Origin of the sequence: Mycobacterium sp. IS-1496 (genome assembly GCF_001499995.1) — a bacterium.
GTDB lineage: Bacteria > Actinomycetota > Actinomycetes > Mycobacteriales > Mycobacteriaceae > Mycobacterium.
Genome location: NZ_LQIU01000001.1, coordinates 181,171 through 198,816 on the forward strand (window position 1 = coordinate 181,171; position 17,646 = coordinate 198,816).

General features: G+C 68.1%; 20 protein-coding genes. 10 read left to right on the forward strand and 10 right to left on the reverse strand.

All coding sequences use genetic code 11. The annotated features are described in order from the left end of the window. Positions 1-87: 87 nt before the first annotated feature. A complete protein-coding gene (locus AU195_RS00915; RefSeq protein WP_059157357.1) occupies positions 88-678 on the forward strand; it encodes a TetR/AcrR family transcriptional regulator in 591 nt (196 codons plus the stop codon). 20 nt (positions 679-698) lie between these two features. Here AU195_RS00915 and AU195_RS00920 read toward each other — a convergent pair whose 3' ends face one another. From AU195_RS00920 to AU195_RS00960, 9 genes are all read right to left on the reverse strand, one after another. Beyond that, positions 699-1,139: an Rv2576c family protein gene (locus tag AU195_RS00920; protein WP_286149074.1), complete on the reverse strand. Its 441-nt coding sequence runs from the start codon at positions 1,137-1,139 to the stop codon at positions 699-701. A gap of 52 nt (positions 1,140-1,191) precedes the next feature. After that, positions 1,192-1,488 carry a cytochrome C oxidase subunit IV family protein gene (locus AU195_RS00925; protein ID WP_059157169.1) on the reverse strand — a complete coding sequence of 99 codons (297 nt, stop codon included), beginning with the start codon at positions 1,486-1,488 and terminating at the stop codon, positions 1,192-1,194. A gap of 3 nt (positions 1,489-1,491) precedes the next feature. Continuing rightward, entirely contained in the window at positions 1,492-2,091 is a 600-nt protein-coding gene (locus AU195_RS00930) for a cytochrome c oxidase subunit 3 (RefSeq protein WP_059157170.1), read from the reverse strand. Continuing rightward, positions 2,088-2,837: a hypothetical protein gene (locus AU195_RS00935; RefSeq protein WP_059157171.1), complete on the reverse strand. Its 750-nt coding sequence runs from the start codon at positions 2,835-2,837 to the stop codon at positions 2,088-2,090. The genes AU195_RS00930 and AU195_RS00935 overlap by 4 nt, the downstream gene beginning before the upstream one ends. Further along, positions 2,834-3,589, reverse strand: coding sequence for a hypothetical protein (locus AU195_RS00940; protein ID WP_059157172.1), 756 nt, complete (start codon positions 3,587-3,589; stop codon positions 2,834-2,836). Before AU195_RS00940 ends, AU195_RS00935 begins: the two co-directional genes overlap by 4 nt. A gap of 74 nt (positions 3,590-3,663) precedes the next feature. Beyond that, complete coding sequence (locus AU195_RS00945; RefSeq protein WP_059157173.1) at positions 3,664-4,806, reverse strand: thiolase family protein; 1,143 nt, start codon at positions 4,804-4,806, stop codon at positions 3,664-3,666. Between the two features lie 18 nt (positions 4,807-4,824). Continuing rightward, a complete protein-coding gene (locus AU195_RS00950; RefSeq protein ID WP_059157174.1) occupies positions 4,825-5,247 on the reverse strand; it encodes a Zn-ribbon domain-containing OB-fold protein in 423 nt (140 codons plus the stop codon). Positions 5,248-5,305: 58 nt separating this feature from the next. Next, positions 5,306-5,761, reverse strand: a complete 456-nt coding sequence (locus AU195_RS00955) for a hypothetical protein (protein ID WP_172800431.1) — start codon at positions 5,759-5,761, stop codon at positions 5,306-5,308. Positions 5,762-5,852: 91 nt separating this feature from the next. After that, positions 5,853-6,569 (reverse strand): enoyl-CoA hydratase/isomerase family protein, encoded by a 717-nt coding sequence (locus AU195_RS00960; RefSeq protein ID WP_059157175.1) that lies wholly within the window; start codon positions 6,567-6,569, stop codon positions 5,853-5,855. 114 nt (positions 6,570-6,683) lie between these two features. On the opposite strand from AU195_RS00960, the gene AU195_RS00965 reads away from it, so the two are divergent. The 7 genes from AU195_RS00965 to AU195_RS00995 all read left to right on the forward strand — a co-directional run bounded on the left by AU195_RS00965 (position 6,684) and on the right by AU195_RS00995 (position 14,366). Next, positions 6,684-8,252, forward strand: coding sequence for an AMP-binding protein (locus AU195_RS00965; protein WP_059157176.1), 1,569 nt, complete (start codon positions 6,684-6,686; stop codon positions 8,250-8,252). Positions 8,253-8,290: 38 nt separating this feature from the next. Then, a complete protein-coding gene (locus tag AU195_RS00970) occupies positions 8,291-9,481 on the forward strand; it encodes an amidohydrolase family protein (protein ID WP_011561038.1) in 1,191 nt (396 codons plus the stop codon). Continuing rightward, positions 9,478-10,959 carry a FadD3 family acyl-CoA ligase gene (locus tag AU195_RS00975; protein ID WP_059157177.1) on the forward strand — a complete coding sequence of 494 codons (1,482 nt, stop codon included), beginning with the start codon at positions 9,478-9,480 and terminating at the stop codon, positions 10,957-10,959. The genes AU195_RS00970 and AU195_RS00975 overlap by 4 nt, the downstream gene beginning before the upstream one ends. A gap of 119 nt (positions 10,960-11,078) precedes the next feature. Beyond that, the gene (locus AU195_RS00980; RefSeq protein ID WP_059157178.1) at positions 11,079-11,993 is read left to right on the forward strand and encodes an Rv1363c family protein; all 915 of its coding nucleotides are present in this window, start codon (positions 11,079-11,081) and stop codon (positions 11,991-11,993) included. Further along, entirely contained in the window at positions 11,990-12,628 is a 639-nt protein-coding gene (locus tag AU195_RS00985; protein WP_059157179.1) for a hypothetical protein, read from the forward strand. Before AU195_RS00980 ends, AU195_RS00985 begins: the two co-directional genes overlap by 4 nt. A gap of 57 nt (positions 12,629-12,685) precedes the next feature. Continuing rightward, complete coding sequence (locus AU195_RS00990) at positions 12,686-13,987, forward strand: low temperature requirement protein A (protein ID WP_286149075.1); 1,302 nt, start codon at positions 12,686-12,688, stop codon at positions 13,985-13,987. After that, the gene (locus AU195_RS00995; protein ID WP_059157180.1) at positions 13,947-14,366 is read left to right on the forward strand and encodes a ChaB family protein; all 420 of its coding nucleotides are present in this window, start codon (positions 13,947-13,949) and stop codon (positions 14,364-14,366) included. Before AU195_RS00990 ends, AU195_RS00995 begins: the two co-directional genes overlap by 41 nt. Here the strand turns inward: AU195_RS00995 and AU195_RS01000 are convergent. Further along, positions 14,363-15,643 carry an MFS transporter gene (locus tag AU195_RS01000; protein ID WP_059157181.1) on the reverse strand — a complete coding sequence of 427 codons (1,281 nt, stop codon included), beginning with the start codon at positions 15,641-15,643 and terminating at the stop codon, positions 14,363-14,365. The genes AU195_RS00995 and AU195_RS01000 overlap by 4 nt on opposite strands. Before the next feature lie 313 nt (positions 15,644-15,956). Here AU195_RS01000 and AU195_RS01005 point away from each other — a divergent pair, with 313 nt between their 5' ends. Together AU195_RS01005 and AU195_RS01010 are read left to right on the forward strand one after the other, a co-directional pair. Then, positions 15,957-16,697: a MerR family transcriptional regulator gene (locus AU195_RS01005; protein ID WP_286149076.1), complete on the forward strand. Its 741-nt coding sequence runs from the start codon at positions 15,957-15,959 to the stop codon at positions 16,695-16,697. Between the two features lie 60 nt (positions 16,698-16,757). After that, on the forward strand, positions 16,758-17,483 hold the full coding sequence (locus AU195_RS01010; protein ID WP_172800432.1) for a DUF1906 domain-containing protein: 726 nt from the start codon (positions 16,758-16,760) through the stop codon (positions 17,481-17,483). The last annotated feature ends 163 nt before the right edge of the window (positions 17,484-17,646 follow it).

Below are 17,646 nucleotides of genomic sequence, written 5' to 3' on the forward strand. Positions count from 1 at the left end.
GGGCGACCCGCCACTACGATCGGCGTGTCGGGCGGGCCGAGGCCGGTCGGCGCCGAGGAATCCCACTGCACGAGGAGTCAGGACGTGATGGCATCGCCACGACGCATCGGGGCGCCGGATGCGAAGAACCGAGGGGTCCTGCTCGACGCCGCCGAGCATCTGATGCTCGAGGAGGGCTACGCGGCGGTGACGTCCCGGCGCGTCGCGGACCGCGCTGGCCTCAAGCCGCAGCTGGTGCACTACTACTTCCGCACGATGGACGAGCTGTACCTGGCGGTGTTCCGCCGACGGGCCGAACAGGGGCTGGCCTCCCAGGCGCTGGCGCTGAAGTCCTCGCAGCCGCTGTGGGCGCTGTGGCGGTTCAGTAGCGACCCGCGCATCACCACGTTCACCGTCGAGTTCATGGCCCTGGCCGCCCACCGCAGGGAGCTGCGCGAGGAGTTCGCGCGGTTCGGCGAGCGCTTCCGCGAAGAGGAGCGCCGGATGATCGCCGAGACGCTGGAGCGGTACGGGGTGGACACCTCCGAGGTGCCCCCGGTGGTCTGGGCGGTGTTCGCCACGAGCCTGTCCAGGGTGATGGTGATGGAACAGGCGCTGGGGATGTCGTCCGGGCACGCCGAGACGCTGGCGTTCGTCGAGGACTGGCTTCGAGAGCTCGAAGGGGAGGCCGAGTCCTGACGGGGGCATGGTCGGTCGCGTCACCAGTGCCGTAGCGAACAGAGCGCGCCCTTGGGGCCTTCGTTGGTCGCGACCACCGCGCCGTCGACCTCGAGCGTGCACGAGAACATCGGTTCGACGGGATCCAGTTCGCTGGTGGCGGTCACCATCGCCCAGTGATAGGGGTCGGCCAGCCACACCTCGCGGATCCACGGTTGGCCGGGTCCGACGTCCACCTCCGCCTTGGGGGAGAACACGTACGGGTTGTGGCTGTACTCGGCGAAGTTCACCGGATCGGCCTCGCGCCAGTACACCTTCGCGAAGTGCGGCTGTTGCGACGTCACCGTGTACTTGACGTGGTGCAACGGTGGCGGCGGTGCCGGAGGGGGAGGTTGGGCGGCCGCAGGCGCGGCGGTCAGCAGTGCGCCGGTGAGAAGTACCGCCGGGGTCCTCAGCATCGCCCAGCTCGCCGGAAACATCATTTCCGAATTTTAGAACAGGGTTACCACCGTCGGTGTCGAATGCCGATTCCGGTCAGAGCCAGTAGATCACCAGGACCGCCGCCCAGAGCACCACCAGCCAGGCGTCGGTGGCCAGACGCAGCCAGCGTGGTGCAGTGCCCACCTCCATGAAATTGCGGATGATCATCCGTCCCTTCACGAAACTGAGGATGACGACGGCCACGGTGACCGGCACGCTCGCGGTCGCGCGACCGTCGGAGTGTCCGGGCGCCAGCCACCACGACACGATCGTGATGGCCGACAGAGCCAGCCAGACATAGGTGGTGGTGCGCATCGAGCGGTTCGACGTCTCGGCGGTCACTGCGGTCATTCGTCACCTCATCACGTAGAGCAGGCCGAAGATCACGATCCACAGCAGATCGACCATGTGCCAGTAGGTGGCGCCGGACTCGACCATGGACATGCGGCGCCGATGCGGTCTGCGTAGTTCGCGGACCACGATGCCCAGGATCAGCAGGCCCAGCGCGACGTGGGACAGGTGCACGCCGGTGAGCATGTAGTAGAACGTGAAGAACTCGGCGCTGCCCAGCGTGTGACCCTGGGCGATCTTGGCCGACCACTCGTAGGCCTTGACGGCGATGAACAGCACCCCGCACGCCGCGCCGAGATAGGTCAACCGCAGGGCGCGGTCGTGGTCGCCGGCGCGGGCCGTGTGCACACTGCGGGCGATGAACCACGAACTGGTCAGCAGGACAAGGGTGTTGAGCGCACCGACGGTGAGGTCGAGATGCCGCTGGGCGTCGAGGAACTCCGCGGGCGCCATCGCGCGGTGGATCATGAAGATCAGGAAGTAGGCGCCGAAGATGACCAGATCCCCCAGCACCATCACCCACATGTGTCCGTCACCGGGCAGGTGGACGCGGCGGGTCTCGGGAACGCGGCTCTCCAGCTGGTCGGATGCGGTGTCGGTCATGGCAGCGGCGCCTCGTCGGACGGTTGCAGTTCGGTGGCGCGCTTGAGGAAGTAGATGACGCACGACAGCCAGAAGCCGAAGATCACCGTCCCCATCCAGAACGCGATCGATCCGTTCCAGGCGAACGGACCGGACCGGACCACGAACACCGGCACCGCCATGATCTCGGTGACGATCTGCCAGACCGTCACGTACGCCAGCCATTTGGGGAAGATCTCGTTGCGGTCGTACAGGATCGCGATCGCGAACGCGAAATAGGCGGTCGAGAAGCAGCCCAGGGATCCGACGTAGGACAGCAGGCCGAGGTCGTAGAGCAGGGCCAGCAGTTCCGGGTCGCGGTCGGGACGGTAGGCCGCGGTCAGGAAGCAGAACGCGACCAGCAGGCAACCCGGCAGCGCGCCGACGGCCATCGACCCCATGTACCCGTAGGCGAAGACGGAGCCCACCGACATGCGCTTCATGTGGAAGACCAGGATGCCGTTGGCGACCCCCGCGCCGCCGACGATGAGGATCAGCGCCGCGAAGCCGATCTGGATGGTCGTGCCGTGCGCGGCGAAGAACGCGACCTTCTCCGCCGTCGTGACGTCGGGCCGTGGCGGAGGCATGACCCGCGCGAGCGCGAAGAAGATGACCCCGAATGCGGTGTAGAACGCGGGCACGATCCAGAACACCAGCCACACGTCACGCTTGCCGGCCCGGCCTGCGCCCCCCGGCGCCGACGAACGGGCGGTGAGCAGACTGCTCATCGCGCGACGCCTTCCGCGACGGCCTGCTGGCGCAGTGCCTTACGCAGGACGAAGAACATGACGATGACGAAGGCCACGAACGCCACCACGCGCACCCAGAAGGAAATTGCGCCGTCCCAGGCGAGCGGGCCGTCGCGGACGACCGCGGCCGCCGCGGCCGGGGCCATCGCCAGCCCGGTCACGACGGCGAAATGGCCCACCCAGCGGGGGAAGACCGGCGGATGTGCGGCCCCGGGTCCGGTGTCGAAGAAGACCGCCGCGCCGAGTAGGAGGTTCTGGGCGACGAGCATGCCGACCGGGGCCACCAGCGTGATCCACGCCATGTCGTTGAGCAGCAGCGTCAGTTCCGGATTGCGATCCGGCCGGAACGCCGCGACCAGGTAGAAGATGTCGGCCAGCGCGAAGAGCGTCGCCCCGCTGACCGTCGCCGTCAGGTACGCGTAGGCCAGCGCATGGCTCTGCGTCGTCATCCGCTTCATCTGCACGACGATCACCATGAAGAACGGCAGCAGCATGATCGCGCACAGGTTGTACGTGACCATGGAGAACCGGATCATCGCCGTGTTCTCCGCGTAGAACGCTGCCACCTCGTCGGCCGTCATACCGGGCGACATCGGCGGAAAGAAGCCGGGGAACGCCAGGAAGGCGATCAGCAGCACCACACCGAACACCGGGGCCGTCCACAGACTGATCAGTTGCGTCTTGATGTTGGCGGCCGCCGGAAGGTCTTCCTTCTCGGTGAGAATCTGCATCGCGCCTCCGTTCGCCAGCCGATCGGCTATCCCGAGGGTAGCCGATCGGCTAGTCGAGTAGAAGGCCCTGCCGGCTACAGCGACAGGATGGTCGCCGACGCCGTACCGGGAGCGCCGTAGACCTGCGCCAGACCGACCCGCGGATTGCCGGGCACCTGACGTTCGCCGGCCTCCCCGCGCAGCTGGCGCACCAGTTCGTGCACCTGCCGCAGGCCCGAGGCGCCGATCGGCTCACCGTTGGCGATGAGGCCACCGTCGGTGTTGACCGGAATCGAGCCGCCGATCTCCGTGGCGCCGTCGGCCAGCAACTTCTCCTGCTCGCCGTCTGCGCACAGTCCGGTCTCGGCCATGTGGATGACCTCGGCGCCCGCGTCGGTGTCCTGCAGCTGCGCGATGTCGACGTCATCGGGGCCGATCCCGGCGATCTCGTAGGCGGCGCGGGCGGCGTACACGGTGGGGGAGGCGTCCTCGTCGAGCGGGGCGGAGGTGGCGTGCACCTCGTAGGCTCCGAAGGTTCGGGTGCGAATCTCGCTGGCGCGCAGGAACACCGGCTTGTCGGTGAAGCGGTGGGCGATGTCACCGCGGCACATGATGACCGCGGCGGCGCCCTCGTCGGGCGCGCAGAACATGTACTGGGTCAACGGGTAGTTCAACACCGTCGAGTTGAGGATCTCTTCCTCAGGAATGGGCTTGCGGCGGAGCGCATTCGGGTTCAGCGCGCCGTTGCGGAAGTTCTTGGCGGCGACCTTGGCGAGCGTGCCCTGCGAGATGCCGTGCTTGTGCAGGTAGTGGTTGGCCTTCATGCCGAAGAACTTGGTGGTGACGAACTGGCCGTTCTCGGCATACCACTGGGGCAGGGCGAGTTTGGCCGGATCGTCGGTGAACGCGCCGCGGGGGTGCTTGTCCAGCCCGATCGCGATGCCCATGTCGTACTTGCCGAGTCGGATCGTGTCGGCGGTCTGTTGGATGGCCGACGCCGCGGTGGCGCAGGCGTTGAACACGTTGGTGAACGTGATGCCGGTGAGGCCGACCAGACGGGTCACCGCATCCGGATTCGACACCTCGTAGCTGCCGCCGAAGCCGAACTGGATGTCCTTCCACTCGACCTTGGCGTCGGTGAGCGCGCCCTGGATCGCCTCGGCGCCCATCTCCATGGCCGTCTTGTCGAACCGCCCGAACGGGTGCAGGCCCACCCCGATGATCGCGACGTCATTCATGTGTGAGAGTCCTTCCGACTACACGGGTTGGAAGGCGAACGTGATGATCTCGTTGCCCTCCTCGTCGGTGGTGAACGGCACCATCGTCAGTTCGACGTCCATGCCGAATTGCAGTTTCTGCGGGTCGTTCTCGGTGAGCCTGCCCTCGACGCGGATGACGTCCTCGAGTTGCACCAGGCCGACGCCGAACGGGACGAAGTCCTTGCCGGTGGGGCCCTTGTACGGCGCTCCGGGCGGGAAGCCCTGCGTCGTCCACGCCACCAGGGTGCCGCGCCGGGGCAGCAGCACATCGGCCATCTCGCCGCTGCTGCACTTAGGGCAGCGCTGCTGCACCGGGAACGTGGTGGCTCCGCACCGACCGCACCTGCTGCCTCTCAGCTGGGGGTTCTCGTCGGGCCAGGTGGAGATCTCGGGCGCGAGGGCTTTCTGCGTGCTGGACACGCGTTCACGATAAACGGAAACGGCATTCTCGTCTAGAGAGAACACGGCCGGGGTCAGGTCAAAGGCGGACGAGGCGGAACGGGTAGAACAGCGTGCCGCCGGGTTCGCCGCACGGGCCGACGGCGAAGGACGAGGCCATCGTGCCGGTGAGGGTCTTCTCGTCCCAGGTGTAGACGTCGCGGGTCGGGACGACGGGGCCGTAGTACCCGCCGCACCAGTACCCGAACGGGTTGTCGACCGACAGCGTGTACTGCCCGTTGACCATCCGTGCCTCGGAGCGCCACTGGGTGGCCTTGGCAATAGGACGGGGGTTCATGCTCACCTTGAGGCAGCCGGGGATGGAGTCGCGGCCGCTCGGCTCGAAGCACCGGGTGATCTCCAGCACGTAGGTGTGGAAGTCCCACGGCCGCTGCCAGTGGATGTCGTAATTGCCGATGTACATGTCGGCCCGGGCGGTCGGGGCGTGCAGCACGGCGGCCACGACGAGGGCCACCCCCAGCGCAAGTGTCCTCACGTCTCCTCCGTTTCCCTCCGGAACCGTTGATGGGCAATATAAGTCGCAGCGCACCGACGCCTGGGCGGAATGGCCGATGTCGGCGGGGGCCTCATCTGGCCCGCTTCATCACCCTGTCCGCGGCCTGCCAGTGCTCGTCGGCGACCCATAGGCGGGCGAACGCGGCGACCGCCTCGGTGGTCGGCACCCCGTCGATGACCCGCTTGATCTCACCCGCCGGCCGGCTCGCCAGCGCCCGGGCGACCGCCCGCCAGCCCTCGTCGAACGACTCCCGGGGCAACACCTGGTCGACGAGGCCGAGTTCGTAGGCCTGGGCCGCGTCGAGGATGCGGCCGGTGCCCGCCAACAGCAGGGCCCGGCTCGGGCCGACCAGTGCGGCGAGCCGTTCGGCGCCGCCCCAGGCGGGCATGATCTCCAGCGACACCTGGTTGAAGCCGATCCGGATGTCGTCGGCGGCCAACCGGATGTCCGCCGCCACCGCGACCTCGGCGCCGCCACCGAGGGCGTGCCCGTTGAGGGCGGCGATCACCGGTCCGGGGAATTCCGCGATGCGGTCGCAGATCGTCCGCATGCGCAACGCCATGGCCGAGGCCTCTTCCTCGGTGCGCAGCGCGCTGAGCTCCTTGAGATCGCCGCCGGAGACGAAGGCCCGGTCGCCCGCGCCGGTGACGGCCAGCGCGTTGGCCCCCTCGGCGCCGTCGAGCGCCTTCTCGAGCTGGCCCATGGTCTCCAGCGAGATGGCGTTGCGCGCGTGGGGGCGATCGATGGTGACGACGGCCAGACCGTCCTCGATCTCCAGGTCGACCATCAGACGTTCTCCCGGTCCGGTATTGGCATTCTCGCAGTGGGAGAATAACATCACCGCAGAGGTGGGGTCCGGTGACGTTGCCGTGGAGCTGCGTGCTCGAACAGTAAGAGGGCTATGCGCGAAATTCCGGTCGAGTTGGTCAAGCGCTACCAGGACGAGGGGTGGTGGACCGCCGACACTCTCGGGGAACTCCTGGCCCGGCACCTGGCGACCGGGCCGGACACCGGTTTCTCGGTGCACTCCGACGTGCGCCCGTACCGCGGCACCTTCGCCGACGTCGAACTGCAGGCCCGCAGATTGGCCGCCGGCCTCCGCAGGCGCGGTGTCGGGCCCGGCGATGTCGTCGCGCTGCAGCTGCCGAACTGGGCAGAGGCGGCCACGGCGTTCTGGGCCTCGGCGTTCCTCGGGGCGGTGGTCGTGCCCATCGTGCACTTCTACGGCCGTAAGGAACTCGGCCACATCATGACGACCGCTCGGCCCAAGGTGTTCATCACCGCCCCGGAGTTCGGGCGCATGACGTTTCAGCCGGATCTGTGCGCGGACGTGCCGATCGTCGGGCTGGTCGGCGAGACGAGCTTCGAGGAACTGTTCGACGACGAGCCGATGGCCGAGACCATTCACACCGACCCGGCCGGCCCCGCGTTGATCGCGTTCACCTCCGGCACCACCCGAGATCCCAAGGGCGTCATCCACAGCCACCAGACCCTGGGGTTCGAGACGCGGCAGCTGCTCGCGAACTACCCGCCCGACCGAGGTCGTCAGCTGACGGCCACCCCGGTCGGACACTTCATCGGGATGGTCGGCGCCTTCCTGATCCCGGTGCTCGAGAACTCGCCGATCGACCTGTGCGACGTCTGGGATCCCGGCAAGGTGCTCGGCCTGATCGAGTCCGAAGGCCTTTCCGTCGGGGGAGGCCCGCCGTACTTCGTCACCAGCCTGCTCGACCATCCGGACTGCACCCCCGCCCACGTCGAGCGCTTCTCGACGGTGGGGCTCGGCGGCTCGACGGTCCCCGCCGCGGTGACGCGCCGACTGGCCGATCTCGGGCTGTTCGTGTTCCGGTCCTACGGCAGCACCGAACATCCGTCGATCACCGGATCACGGCCGAGCGCACCGGAGGACAAGCGGCTCTACACCGACGGCGACCCGCGGCCGGGGGTGGAGATCAGGCTCACCGAGGACGGCGAGATCCTCTCGCGCGGACCCGACCTCTGCCTGGGCTACACCGACGAGGCCCTGACCGCCAGGGCCTTCGACGCGGACGGCTGGTACCACACCGGTGACGTGGGCGTCCTCGACGAGGACGGGTACCTGACCATCACCGACCGCAAGGCCGACGTGATCATCCGCGGCGGGGAGAACATCAGCGCCCTCGAGGTCGAGGAGGTGTTGCTGGCCATGCCCGCCGTCGCCGAGGCGGTTGTCGTATCGGCGCCGGACGCCCGGCTCGGCGAACACGCCGCCGCCGTGCTGCGCATCCGCAGCGGTCACCAGATGCCCACCCTCGACGAGGTCCGGGCGCACTTCGACCGGGCCGGTGTCGCCCGTCAGAAGTGGCCCGAGGAACTGCACCGGGTCGTCGAGGACTACCCCCGCACCGCCAGCGGCAAAGTCCAGAAGGTGCTCATCCGCGAGCGGATCCGTCAGTGCAGCTCAATACAGGACATTGCAGCCTTCTCGTAATGAGAATACGATTCTCCCGATAAGCAAAGGAGTTTTCCATGGGTCAACTGTCACACCGGGTCGACATCCCGTTCCCGTTGTTCGATGCGGACAATCACCTCTACGAGCCGCCGGAGGCGATGACCAAGTACCTGCCCAAGGAGTACAAGGACGTCGTCCAGTACGTCGAGGTCAACGGCCGCACCAAGATCGCCCTCAAGGGTCAGATCAGCAACTACATCCCCAACCCCACCTTCTCGGTGGTCGCGAAGCCGGGCGCGTGGGAGGAATACTTCAAGTTCGGCAACCCGGACGGCAAGAGCAAGCGCGAACTGTTCGGTGAGCCGATGAAGGCCATCCCGGCGTTCTTCGAGCCCGAGCCGCGCATCAAGGTGATGGACGAACTGGGTGTCGACCGCAGCCTGATGTTCCCGACGCTGGCCAGCCTGATCGAGGAGCGGCTCTCCGACGATCCCGTCGCCATCCACGTGATCATCCACGCGCTCAACGAGTGGCTGCACGAGGTGTGGGGCTTCAACTACCAGAACCGCATCTTCACCACCCCGGTGATCACGCTGCCGATCGTCGAGAAGGCGATCGAGGAGCTGGAGTGGGCGGTCAAGCGGGGGGCCCGCGCCATCCTGATCCGTCCCGCCCCGGTGCCCGGCTTCCGCGGCCCCCGGTCGTTCGCGCTGCCCGAGTTCGACCCGTTCTGGGAGCGGGTCGTCCACCACGACATCTTCGTCGGCATGCACTCCAGCGACAGCGGCTACTCGCGCTACACCTCGGAGTGGGACGGTGCCCAGCAGGAGATGCTGCCGTTCCAGACCAACGCGATGGGCATCCTCAACGAGTGGCGTCCGATCCAGGACGCGGTGGCCTCGTGGGTCATCCACGGTGCGCTGTTCCGCTTCCCGACGCTCAAGGTGGGCATCGTCGAGGCGGGGTCGAAGTGGATGTTCCCGCTTCTGGACTCGATGGCCGAAGTCTGGAAGAAGGCACCCGAAGCCTTCCTCGGCAACCCGATCGAGGAGATCAAGAACCGCATCTACGTCAGCCCGTTCTACGAGGAGGGCATCGACGACCTGATCAACCTCATCGGTGTGGACCAGGTGCTCTACGGTTCGGACTGGCCGCACCCCGAGGGCCTGGCGGAGCCGACGCACTACGTGACCGCGCTCGAGCACCTGTCCGTCGAGGACCAGGCGAAGATCATGGGCGGCAACCTGGGACGTCTCGTCACGACGTGACGTACCGCCACACGTGGGAGACCATCCCCGAGATGGTCCTGAGCACGGCGGACCGGTTCGGCGACGCGGAAGCCGTCGTCGACGGTCCGCTGCGCCTCACGTTCACCGAACTGGCCGAACGCGTCCGCCGTGCGGCGGGCGCGTTCGCCGGCTTCGGCATCGCCAAGGGTGACCGGGTGGCGATCTGGGCGCCCAACTCGGCGGAGTGGATGATCGCCGCATTCGGGCTGCTGACCGCGGGCGGGGTGCTGGTCCCCGTCAACACCCGGTTCAAGGCCGACGAGGCCGCCGACGTCATCCGGCGCAGCGGGGCACGGGCCGTGCTGGTGCAGCCCGGATTCCTCGGACAGGACTTCGAGGTCCCGCCGGACGTGCCCGCAATCGACCTGAAATCCGACTTCCTCTGCGCCGCAGAGCCGTTCGAGCACCCGGGCGTCGCAGCGACCGACATCGCCGACATCATCTACACGTCCGGGACCACGGGACGGCCCAAGGGCGTGATGATGAACCACCAGCAGACGCTGCGGCTCTACGAGGAGTGGTGCGACCTGGCCGATCTGCGCCGGGGCGACCGCTACCTGATCGTCAACCCGTTCTTCCACACGTTCGGGTACAAGGCCGGTTGCATCGCGTCGATGATCCGCGGGGCCACCGTGCTGCCCGTGCCGGTGTTCGACGTCGACGCCGTCGTGGACCTCATCGCCGCCGAGCGGGTCACGATGCTGCCCGGGCCGCCGACGCTCTACCACTCGCTGCTGGCGGTACCGGACAAGTCGAAGCTGGCCACGCTGCGGGCAGGGGTCACCGGCGCCGCCGACATCCCCGTCGAGTTGATCCGCCGCATCCACGAGGAACTGCCGTTCCAGACGATCGCGACCGGCTACGGGCTGACCGAGGCGGGGACCGCGACGCTGTCTCGCCCCGGCGACTCGTTCACCGACATCGCGACCACCGTGGGCACCGCCTGCGACGGGATCGAGGTGCGGATCGCCGACGACGGCGAGGTACTGGTCCGCGGCTACAGCGTCATGCAGGGCTACCTCGACGATCCGGCGGCCACCGCCGAGGCCATCGACGAGCAGGGTTGGCTGCACACCGGCGACCTCGGCACGCTCGACGAGGCCGGCCGGCTGCGGATCGTCGGCCGCAAGAAGGACATGTTCATCGTCGGCGGGTTCAACGCCTATCCGGCCGAGATCGAGGGCTTCCTGCTCGAGCACCCCGACGTGGCGCAGGCCGCGGTCATCGGAGTGCCCGACGAGCGGATGGGCCAGGTGGGCAAGGCGTTCGTGGTGTTACGCGACGCCGGACACCGCCCCACCGAGGACGAATTGATCGCCTGGAGCCGGGAGCGGATGGCGGGCTACAAGGTTCCGCGCTCGGTCGAATTTCTCGACGCGCTACCGTTGAACGCCACCGGCAAGGTGATGAAAGACCGGCTCCGCGCCGAACCCGCTGAGCGCTCGCACAACGCGTAAACGGCATTTCCGCTGGCAAAGGCGGTGTTGCGGCCGGTGGCGATCCGGTATCGTCGGGTCCATAGTCAAAATTGAAGAACGGCATTCTCACGACTAGCAGTGCAGAGAAGGAGGTCGCCGTGCCGTCATTCAAACGTCGAGCATCGGTGCTGGACGCGGAGCGCGTCTCCGAGCCGGCGCCACAGCCCGGACGTGCGGAGGAGGTCGACGACGCTCTGGCCCTCGCCGAGGAGGCCGAGGCCGAAGCCGCCGAGGCCGAAGCGGCGGCCGCGGCCGCCCGGGCCCGGGCACGGGCGATCCGGCTGCGCCGGGAAGCGGCGGCCGCAGAGGCGGCCAAGGGCAACGGCACCCCCGACACCCCTGACCCCGATGCCTCTGACGCCGAGGCCGCTGACGCCGAGGCCGCTGACGCGGAGGCCTCTGCCGCCGACGACACCGGTACCGACACCTCCGGGGTCGAGACCTCGGCTGCCGACACCGTCGGCGAACCCGATGGCGACGCCGCCGTGCAGCCCGAGGCCACCCGCACCCGGCGGCGCCGACTGCCCGGGCTGAGCTGGAAACGCGCCGCCGTCGGCGCGGCCGTCCTCGTCATCTGCGCGGCGTTGGCCGCCAGCGGTTACATGGTGTGGCATCACCGGCAGGCGACGGATGAGCAGCAACGCGCGGCCGAGTACGCGGCGGCCGCGCGGCAGAGTGTGGTGAGCCTGATGTCGCTGGACTTCAACAAGGCCGAGGAAGACGTGCAGCGCATCATCGACAACTCCACCGGGCAGTTCAAGGAGGAGTTCGAGTCGCAGGCCGAGGCGTTCGCCCAGGTCGCTCAGGAGTCCAAGGTCATCACCGAGGTCACCGTGAACTCCGCGGCGGTCAAGGAGATGGACGAGGACTCCGCGCTGGTGCTGGTGTCGGCCACCTCGAAGATCACCAACTCGACGGGCGCACGCCAAGATCCCCGGTCGTGGCGGCTGGCCGTTGACCTCGACCGAGACGGAGACCAGATCAAGATGTCGAAAGTCGAGTTCGTGCCGTGACCGAGAAGAACGACGACGCGCTCGACGTGACGGGCGAACCCGAGGTGTCCGACGCCGAGTCGTCGGCCGTGGAACTCGACGCAGCCGACGACACCGTCGGAGACGACGGGGCGGCGCACCCGGCGCAGCCGTCAGGGCCGTCGCGGCGCCGCGGGCCGAAGATCGCCGCTGCGGCGCTCGCCGTCGCGCTGGTGGCGTCGGTGGGCGCGGCGGCCTGGTTGTTCTTCACCCAGTTCCGCGTGGACCAGGAGACCGGTCCCGAGGCCGCGAAGGTGGCCCTCGACGCCGCCACGGAGGGCTCGGTGGCGTTGCTCTCGTACTCCCCGGACACCCTCGAGCAGGACTTCGCCACCGCCAAGACCCGCCTCACCGGCGATTTCCTGGAGTACTACACGCAGTTCACCGAGGAGATCGTCACGCCGGCGGCCAAGCAGAAGTCGGTGAAGACGGACGCCTCGGTGGTCCAGGCCGCGGTGTCGGAGATCCAGCCGGAGTCCGCGGAGGTTCTGCTCTTCATCAACCAGACGACGACGAGCAAGGAGAATCCGGACGGCGCGTACGCCGCGAGCGCGGTGAAGGTCGGCCTGGCCAAGGTCGACGGCGCCTGGCTGATCTCGGCCTTCGACCCGGTGTGACAATCGGTGCGTGCTGACGATTCGCTCCACTGAGCCCGTTCCGCGCGCACTTCGGGGATGACCACCGACGAGCGGCGGGGAATCCGCCCCATGCGCGGGCGTGACCCGCACGAGGCGCATCGCGTCGCGACACCGCTCGAGCTGCTGTTCGACCTCACGTTCGTAGTGGCGTTCGGCGTCGCCGCGTCGCAGTTCGCGCACCTGCTCGCCGAGGGGCACATCGGCGGTGCCCTGGCTGGGTTCTTGTTCGCGACCTTCGCCGTCAGCTGGGCGTGGATCAACTTCAGCTGGTTCGCGTCGGCGTACGACACCGACGACTGGGTCTACCGCCTGACCACGATGGTCCAGATGATCGGCGTGCTCATCCTCGCGCTCGGCCTACCGCAGCTGTCGGCCTCCATCGACGAGGGCGGGCATCTCGATTCCCGGATCGTGGTGGCCGGCTACGTGGTGATGCGGATCGCGCTGGTGGCGCAGTGGCTGCGCGCTGCGCGGCAGGACCCGTCGCGCCGCGCGGCATGCCTCACCTACGCGGCCGCGGTGGCCGTGGCGCAGCTCGGCTGGATCGCGACGATCTTCGTCGACACATCCGTCACGGTCAGTCTGGTGATCGCCGCGCTGCTCGCCCTGACGGAGATGTCCGGTCCGCTGCTGGCCGAACGACGGATGGGCGGCACACCCTGGCATGCCCATCACATCGCCGAACGGTACGGGCTACTGGCCATCATCGCGCTGGGGGAGGGCGTGGTCGGCACGGTCGCCTCGCTGACCGCCGCGGTCGAGGCGCAGGGCTGGTCGGTCGAGGCCGTCCTCGTCGCCGTCGCCGGCACCGCGCTGACGTTCGGCATGTGGTGGCTGTACTTCGCGGAGCCGTTCGGGGTGCGGTTGCACGAGCGCCGCGACCGTTCGTTCCTGTTCGGCTACCTGCACATCCCGGTGTTCGGCGCGATCGTGGGCACCGGCGCAGGTCTGCACACCGCGGCCTATTTCATCGAGCATCATTCGACGCTGGGTGCGACGGGCACGGTGCTGTCGGTCGCGGTGCCGGTCGGCGTCTACGTGCTGCTCGTCGAGGTGTCGCGGATCCTGCTCGCTGTCGATCGCGTGTCCACGGCGGTGATCTCGACGGCGATGGCGACCGCTGCGCTGGTCGTCGCGGTGGCCGCAGTCGCGGGCGGGGTGCCGATGACGTGGGGTCTGATGATCGTCACCGCCGCACCGGTGCTCGCCGCAGCGGGCCGGGCGAAGCTGAGCCGGCCGTTTGTCTGCGCCGGCCCAGGGGTAGCCCGGGAGGAGTCGACAGACACGGGAGGCCACGATGCCCAAGACCACGAAGAGCGGTCAGGCCAAGAAGAGTGAGTTGCCCAGCACCCTGAAGAAGTCGGACGCCAAGGCGCAGCGGACATTCGCCAAGGCCCACGATTCGGCGGCCGACGAGTACGGCGAGGGCGAGCGGGCGCACCGGGTGGCCTACAGCGCCCTCAAGCACAGCTACGAGAAGGTCGGCGACCACTGGGAGCCGAAGGACGAGAAGGGTCCGTCGGACAAGCGGGCCAAGAGCGGCGGGCCGAATGCCAAGGGCGAGACCGCCGAGGGCGTCAACGCCAACGCGTCGAAGAAGCACCTCGTCGACGTCGCGCGGCGCCTGGAGATCGCAGGCCGTTCGACCATGACCAAGGACGAACTCGTCTCGGCGATCAAGAAGGCCAACCGGCGCCAGTCCGCTCGCAAACGCTAGCTCTCGCCGCGCGGGGCCGGGTGGGCCTCGAAGGTCTCGAGCAGCATGCGTTCCTGTTCGCGCCGCATCTCCCGGCGGGCCTTGCCCCGGGTGATGAGGATCCCGACGGTGGCCAGCGTCCACACCGCGTACTGGACCGTCCACGCCCACCGGAACGACTCGAACGAATAGCCACCTGCTGCGTCGAGGATCTGGCCCATCGCCTGCATCACGAGCAACGACGCGAGGAACCCGCCCATGTTCACCATGCCTTGGGCGGTGCCCAGCGTGGCGCTCGGATTGAACGTGCGCGCGAAGTCGAAGCCCACCATCGAGCCCGGGCCGCCGACCGAGATGACGACCACGAGCGTCACGAGCAACCAGAGCGGCGCCGGGCCGGGCAGGGCCAGCACCACCGTCCACACCAGCGCGTTGGACCCGATGATCCCGAGCACCAGCCACGACCTGCGGTGCGGATGCCTGCCGGTTAGGATGCCGATGACGATCCCCGAGGCGATGGCCGACGCCACGGAGACCGACAGCAGCGTTCCGGCCGCCGAGGTGGACAGTCCCTGCGAGACGGTCAGGTACGGCACCCCCCACATCAGCGCGAACACCGTCACCGAGAACTGGGTGCCCATGTGGGTGAAGAAGCCAAGCCGGGTGCCCGGTCGCAGCCACACGGTCTTGACGCTGCGCAACGTGTCACCGACCGTGCCGGTCGACTCGGGCACATGCCTGCCCGAAGGCGTGTCCTTGACCAGCAGGAGCGTCAGCACCAGCGACACCACGCCCAGTGCGGCCACCGACGTGTAGGCCGTCTGCCAGCCCGCGACCCCCAGGACCGCCAGGAACGGCACGGCTGACAGGACCTGGCCCAGCTGGCCGCAGATCCCGGTCAGCTGCGTGACCAGCGGGACCTGCTTCGGCGTGAACCAGTGCGGCACCAGACGCAGCACGGAGATGAACGTGAGCGCATCCCCGAGCCCGAGAACCGCCCTGGCCGCGATGGCGGCGGGCAACGATTCGCTCACCGCCAGCGTCAGCTGACCGGACGCCATCAAGGCGGCCCCGGCGATGATGAGCACCTTGGATCCGAAGCGGTCGAGCAGCACCCCGGCAGGCACCTGCGCACCGGCGTAGACCACGACCTGCAGGACGACGAAGGTGGCCAGCACGCTCGGCGTCGCGGAGAAGCGCTCGGCGGCGTCGAGACCGGAAACCCCCAGGGTGGTGCGGTCCATCACCGCGACGATGTAGGCCAGCAGTCCGGTGGCCCACACGATCCAGGGGCGCACTCGGACCCTCCGTCGATTGGCTGATGTGTCCCTTCCATCGTGTCCCACGCACGACCGTGCTCACGACCCGATCTGCTGTGACCTTCGCTGGGAGCACGCTGCGTCGATGACCGGGTGCCGTCGTTGAGTTGGCTGAAAATGCACACACATGTCAATTGGCCACCGTGAGGTTCGATGTTGTTCCTGATCATGGCTGTGAGCGGCGGCGCATCCGATTTGCAGGAGAAGTCGGGACAAGTTCGCTAGTTTCCCCGTACCGCGGGTACAGTGATTTGTGCCGCGGTTCGAGGCGTGACGCGCGGGAGGAGGGATCGTGGACGTGGTCGAGTACCGGCTGAACGAACTGTCGGCGATCTCGGGCGTCAGCACCCGCAACATCCGCGCCTACCGGGAGCGGGGTCTGCTCGACCCGCCGCGCCGTCAGGGCCGGTCTGCGTTCTACAACCCCTTTCACCTGGCGCAGCTCGACACGATCAACCAGCTGCTGCGCCGAGGGTTCAGTTCCGCGCACATCGCGGAGTTCTTCGCGAGCATGCGGGCCGGCGCCGACCTGGCCGACATTCTCGGATTGCAGCGTTCGCTGTTCACCGCCGGCGACCGGCGCGACGACACCCCTGACGCCGTCCGAGACCTCGACCTCGACCCCGCCGGCGACGAGGCCGGCCGGCTCGTGGCGTACGGCCTCGCCGAGATCGTCGACGGCAGGGTCGTGTTCCGCGATCCGGCGATCGCCGGGATCGTCGCCCGGGCGGCCGACCCGATGCTCTACATCCGGGCCATCCTGCGCATCGTGGCCTCCACCCGCCGCGATGTCGACACCCTCGCCGGCGTGGTGGCCGACGCGCTGCAGGAGTGCATCGAGGCGCGGTTCGGCCCCGATCGGACCCCGGACCCCCTGGAGATGCACCGCATGGTCCAGGACTACCGAGAACTGGCCAACAGGCTCGTCGCGCGCCACCTCGACGAGGCGCTGCATGCGCAGATGGCATCGCGGCGCGGTGACGGATCGGCCGACCGGCATGCGCCGCCGCGCCCGGTGTCCAGGGGAAATTGATGCCCATGTGACGGGTGGCGTTGATGTGAAAGACGGGGCGCCCGTCGTAATCTGTGTCGCGTGTCGATCTCGCGGCGTCAGGTGTTGAAAGCGGCCGCTCCTGCCGTCCTCGGCATGGGCGCCGGCCTGCACGCCGTCGCCTCGGCGCTGGCACCCCCGGCCGCGGCCGCCCCGCTGGGAGTTCTGCTCGACTACGCCGCAGGCGTGCTCAAAGCCTCCGACATCCGCGCGTCCGGAGCCATCGGAGCTATCCGGTACGTCTCGGACCGCCGACCGGGTGGGGCGTGGATGCTGGGCAAGCCGATTCTGCTGCCCGAGGCGCGCGATCTGTACCAGAACGGGCTGAAGATCGTCTCGTGCTACCAATTCGGGAAGGCCGAGACCGCCGATTGGCTGGGCGGCCAGAACGCGGGTGTGCAGCACGCCAAACGCGGCTGGGAGCTGCACGTCGCCGCGGGCGGCTCCTACGGCGCCCCGATCTACGCCTCCATCGACGACGACCCCACGTTCGAGCAGTACAAACAGCAGGTGGCGCCCTATCTCAAGGGATGGGAAGCGGTGCTGGGCCGCCAGCGCGTGGGCATCTACGCGAATTCGAAGACCATCGAGTGGGCGATCCAGGACGGACTCGGCACATACTTCTGGCAGCACAACTGGGGTTCGCCGGGCCGGGTCGCCGCCCCGGCCGCGCACCTGCACCAGGTGGAGATCGACAAACGCAAGGTCGCGGGCATCGGCGTGGACCTCAACCACATCCTGAAGCCTCAGTTCGGCCAGTGGGACTAGAAACCTTACCGATCAGTAAGTAACTGCAGCAAACTCCTCGACCCGATCCCGGCCGTCGACCGAACAGATCGGCCCGGACTGTCGACCCATTTGCGGCCCTGACCACGCCATTCGAGTACCGAAAAATTCAGATAACGATTTGGTAACGATAATGCGTTGATCA

Excerpts from the sequence above, each read along its gene's own strand:
- AU195_RS00915 (WP_059157357.1), top strand. The coding sequence starts at position 88 with ATGGCATCGCCACGACGCATCGGGGCGCCGGATGCGAAGAACCGAGGG.
- AU195_RS00920 (WP_286149074.1), bottom strand. The coding sequence starts at position 1,139 with ATGATGTTTCCGGCGAGCTGGGCGATGCTGAGGACCCCGGCGGTACTT.
- AU195_RS00925 (WP_059157169.1), bottom strand. The coding sequence starts at position 1,488 with ATGACCGCAGTGACCGCCGAGACGTCGAACCGCTCGATGCGCACCACC.
- AU195_RS00930 (WP_059157170.1), bottom strand. The coding sequence starts at position 2,091 with ATGACCGACACCGCATCCGACCAGCTGGAGAGCCGCGTTCCCGAGACC.
- AU195_RS00935 (WP_059157171.1), bottom strand. The coding sequence starts at position 2,837 with ATGAGCAGTCTGCTCACCGCCCGTTCGTCGGCGCCGGGGGGCGCAGGC.
- AU195_RS00940 (WP_059157172.1), bottom strand. The coding sequence starts at position 3,589 with ATGCAGATTCTCACCGAGAAGGAAGACCTTCCGGCGGCCGCCAACATC.
- AU195_RS00945 (WP_059157173.1), bottom strand. The coding sequence starts at position 4,806 with ATGAATGACGTCGCGATCATCGGGGTGGGCCTGCACCCGTTCGGGCGG.
- AU195_RS00960 (WP_059157175.1), bottom strand. The coding sequence starts at position 6,569 with ATGGTCGACCTGGAGATCGAGGACGGTCTGGCCGTCGTCACCATCGAT.
- AU195_RS00965 (WP_059157176.1), top strand. The coding sequence starts at position 6,684 with ATGCGCGAAATTCCGGTCGAGTTGGTCAAGCGCTACCAGGACGAGGGG.
- AU195_RS00970 (WP_011561038.1), top strand. The coding sequence starts at position 8,291 with ATGGGTCAACTGTCACACCGGGTCGACATCCCGTTCCCGTTGTTCGAT.
- AU195_RS00990 (WP_286149075.1), top strand. The coding sequence starts at position 12,686 with ATGACCACCGACGAGCGGCGGGGAATCCGCCCCATGCGCGGGCGTGAC.
- AU195_RS00995 (WP_059157180.1), top strand. The coding sequence starts at position 13,947 with ATGCCCAAGACCACGAAGAGCGGTCAGGCCAAGAAGAGTGAGTTGCCC.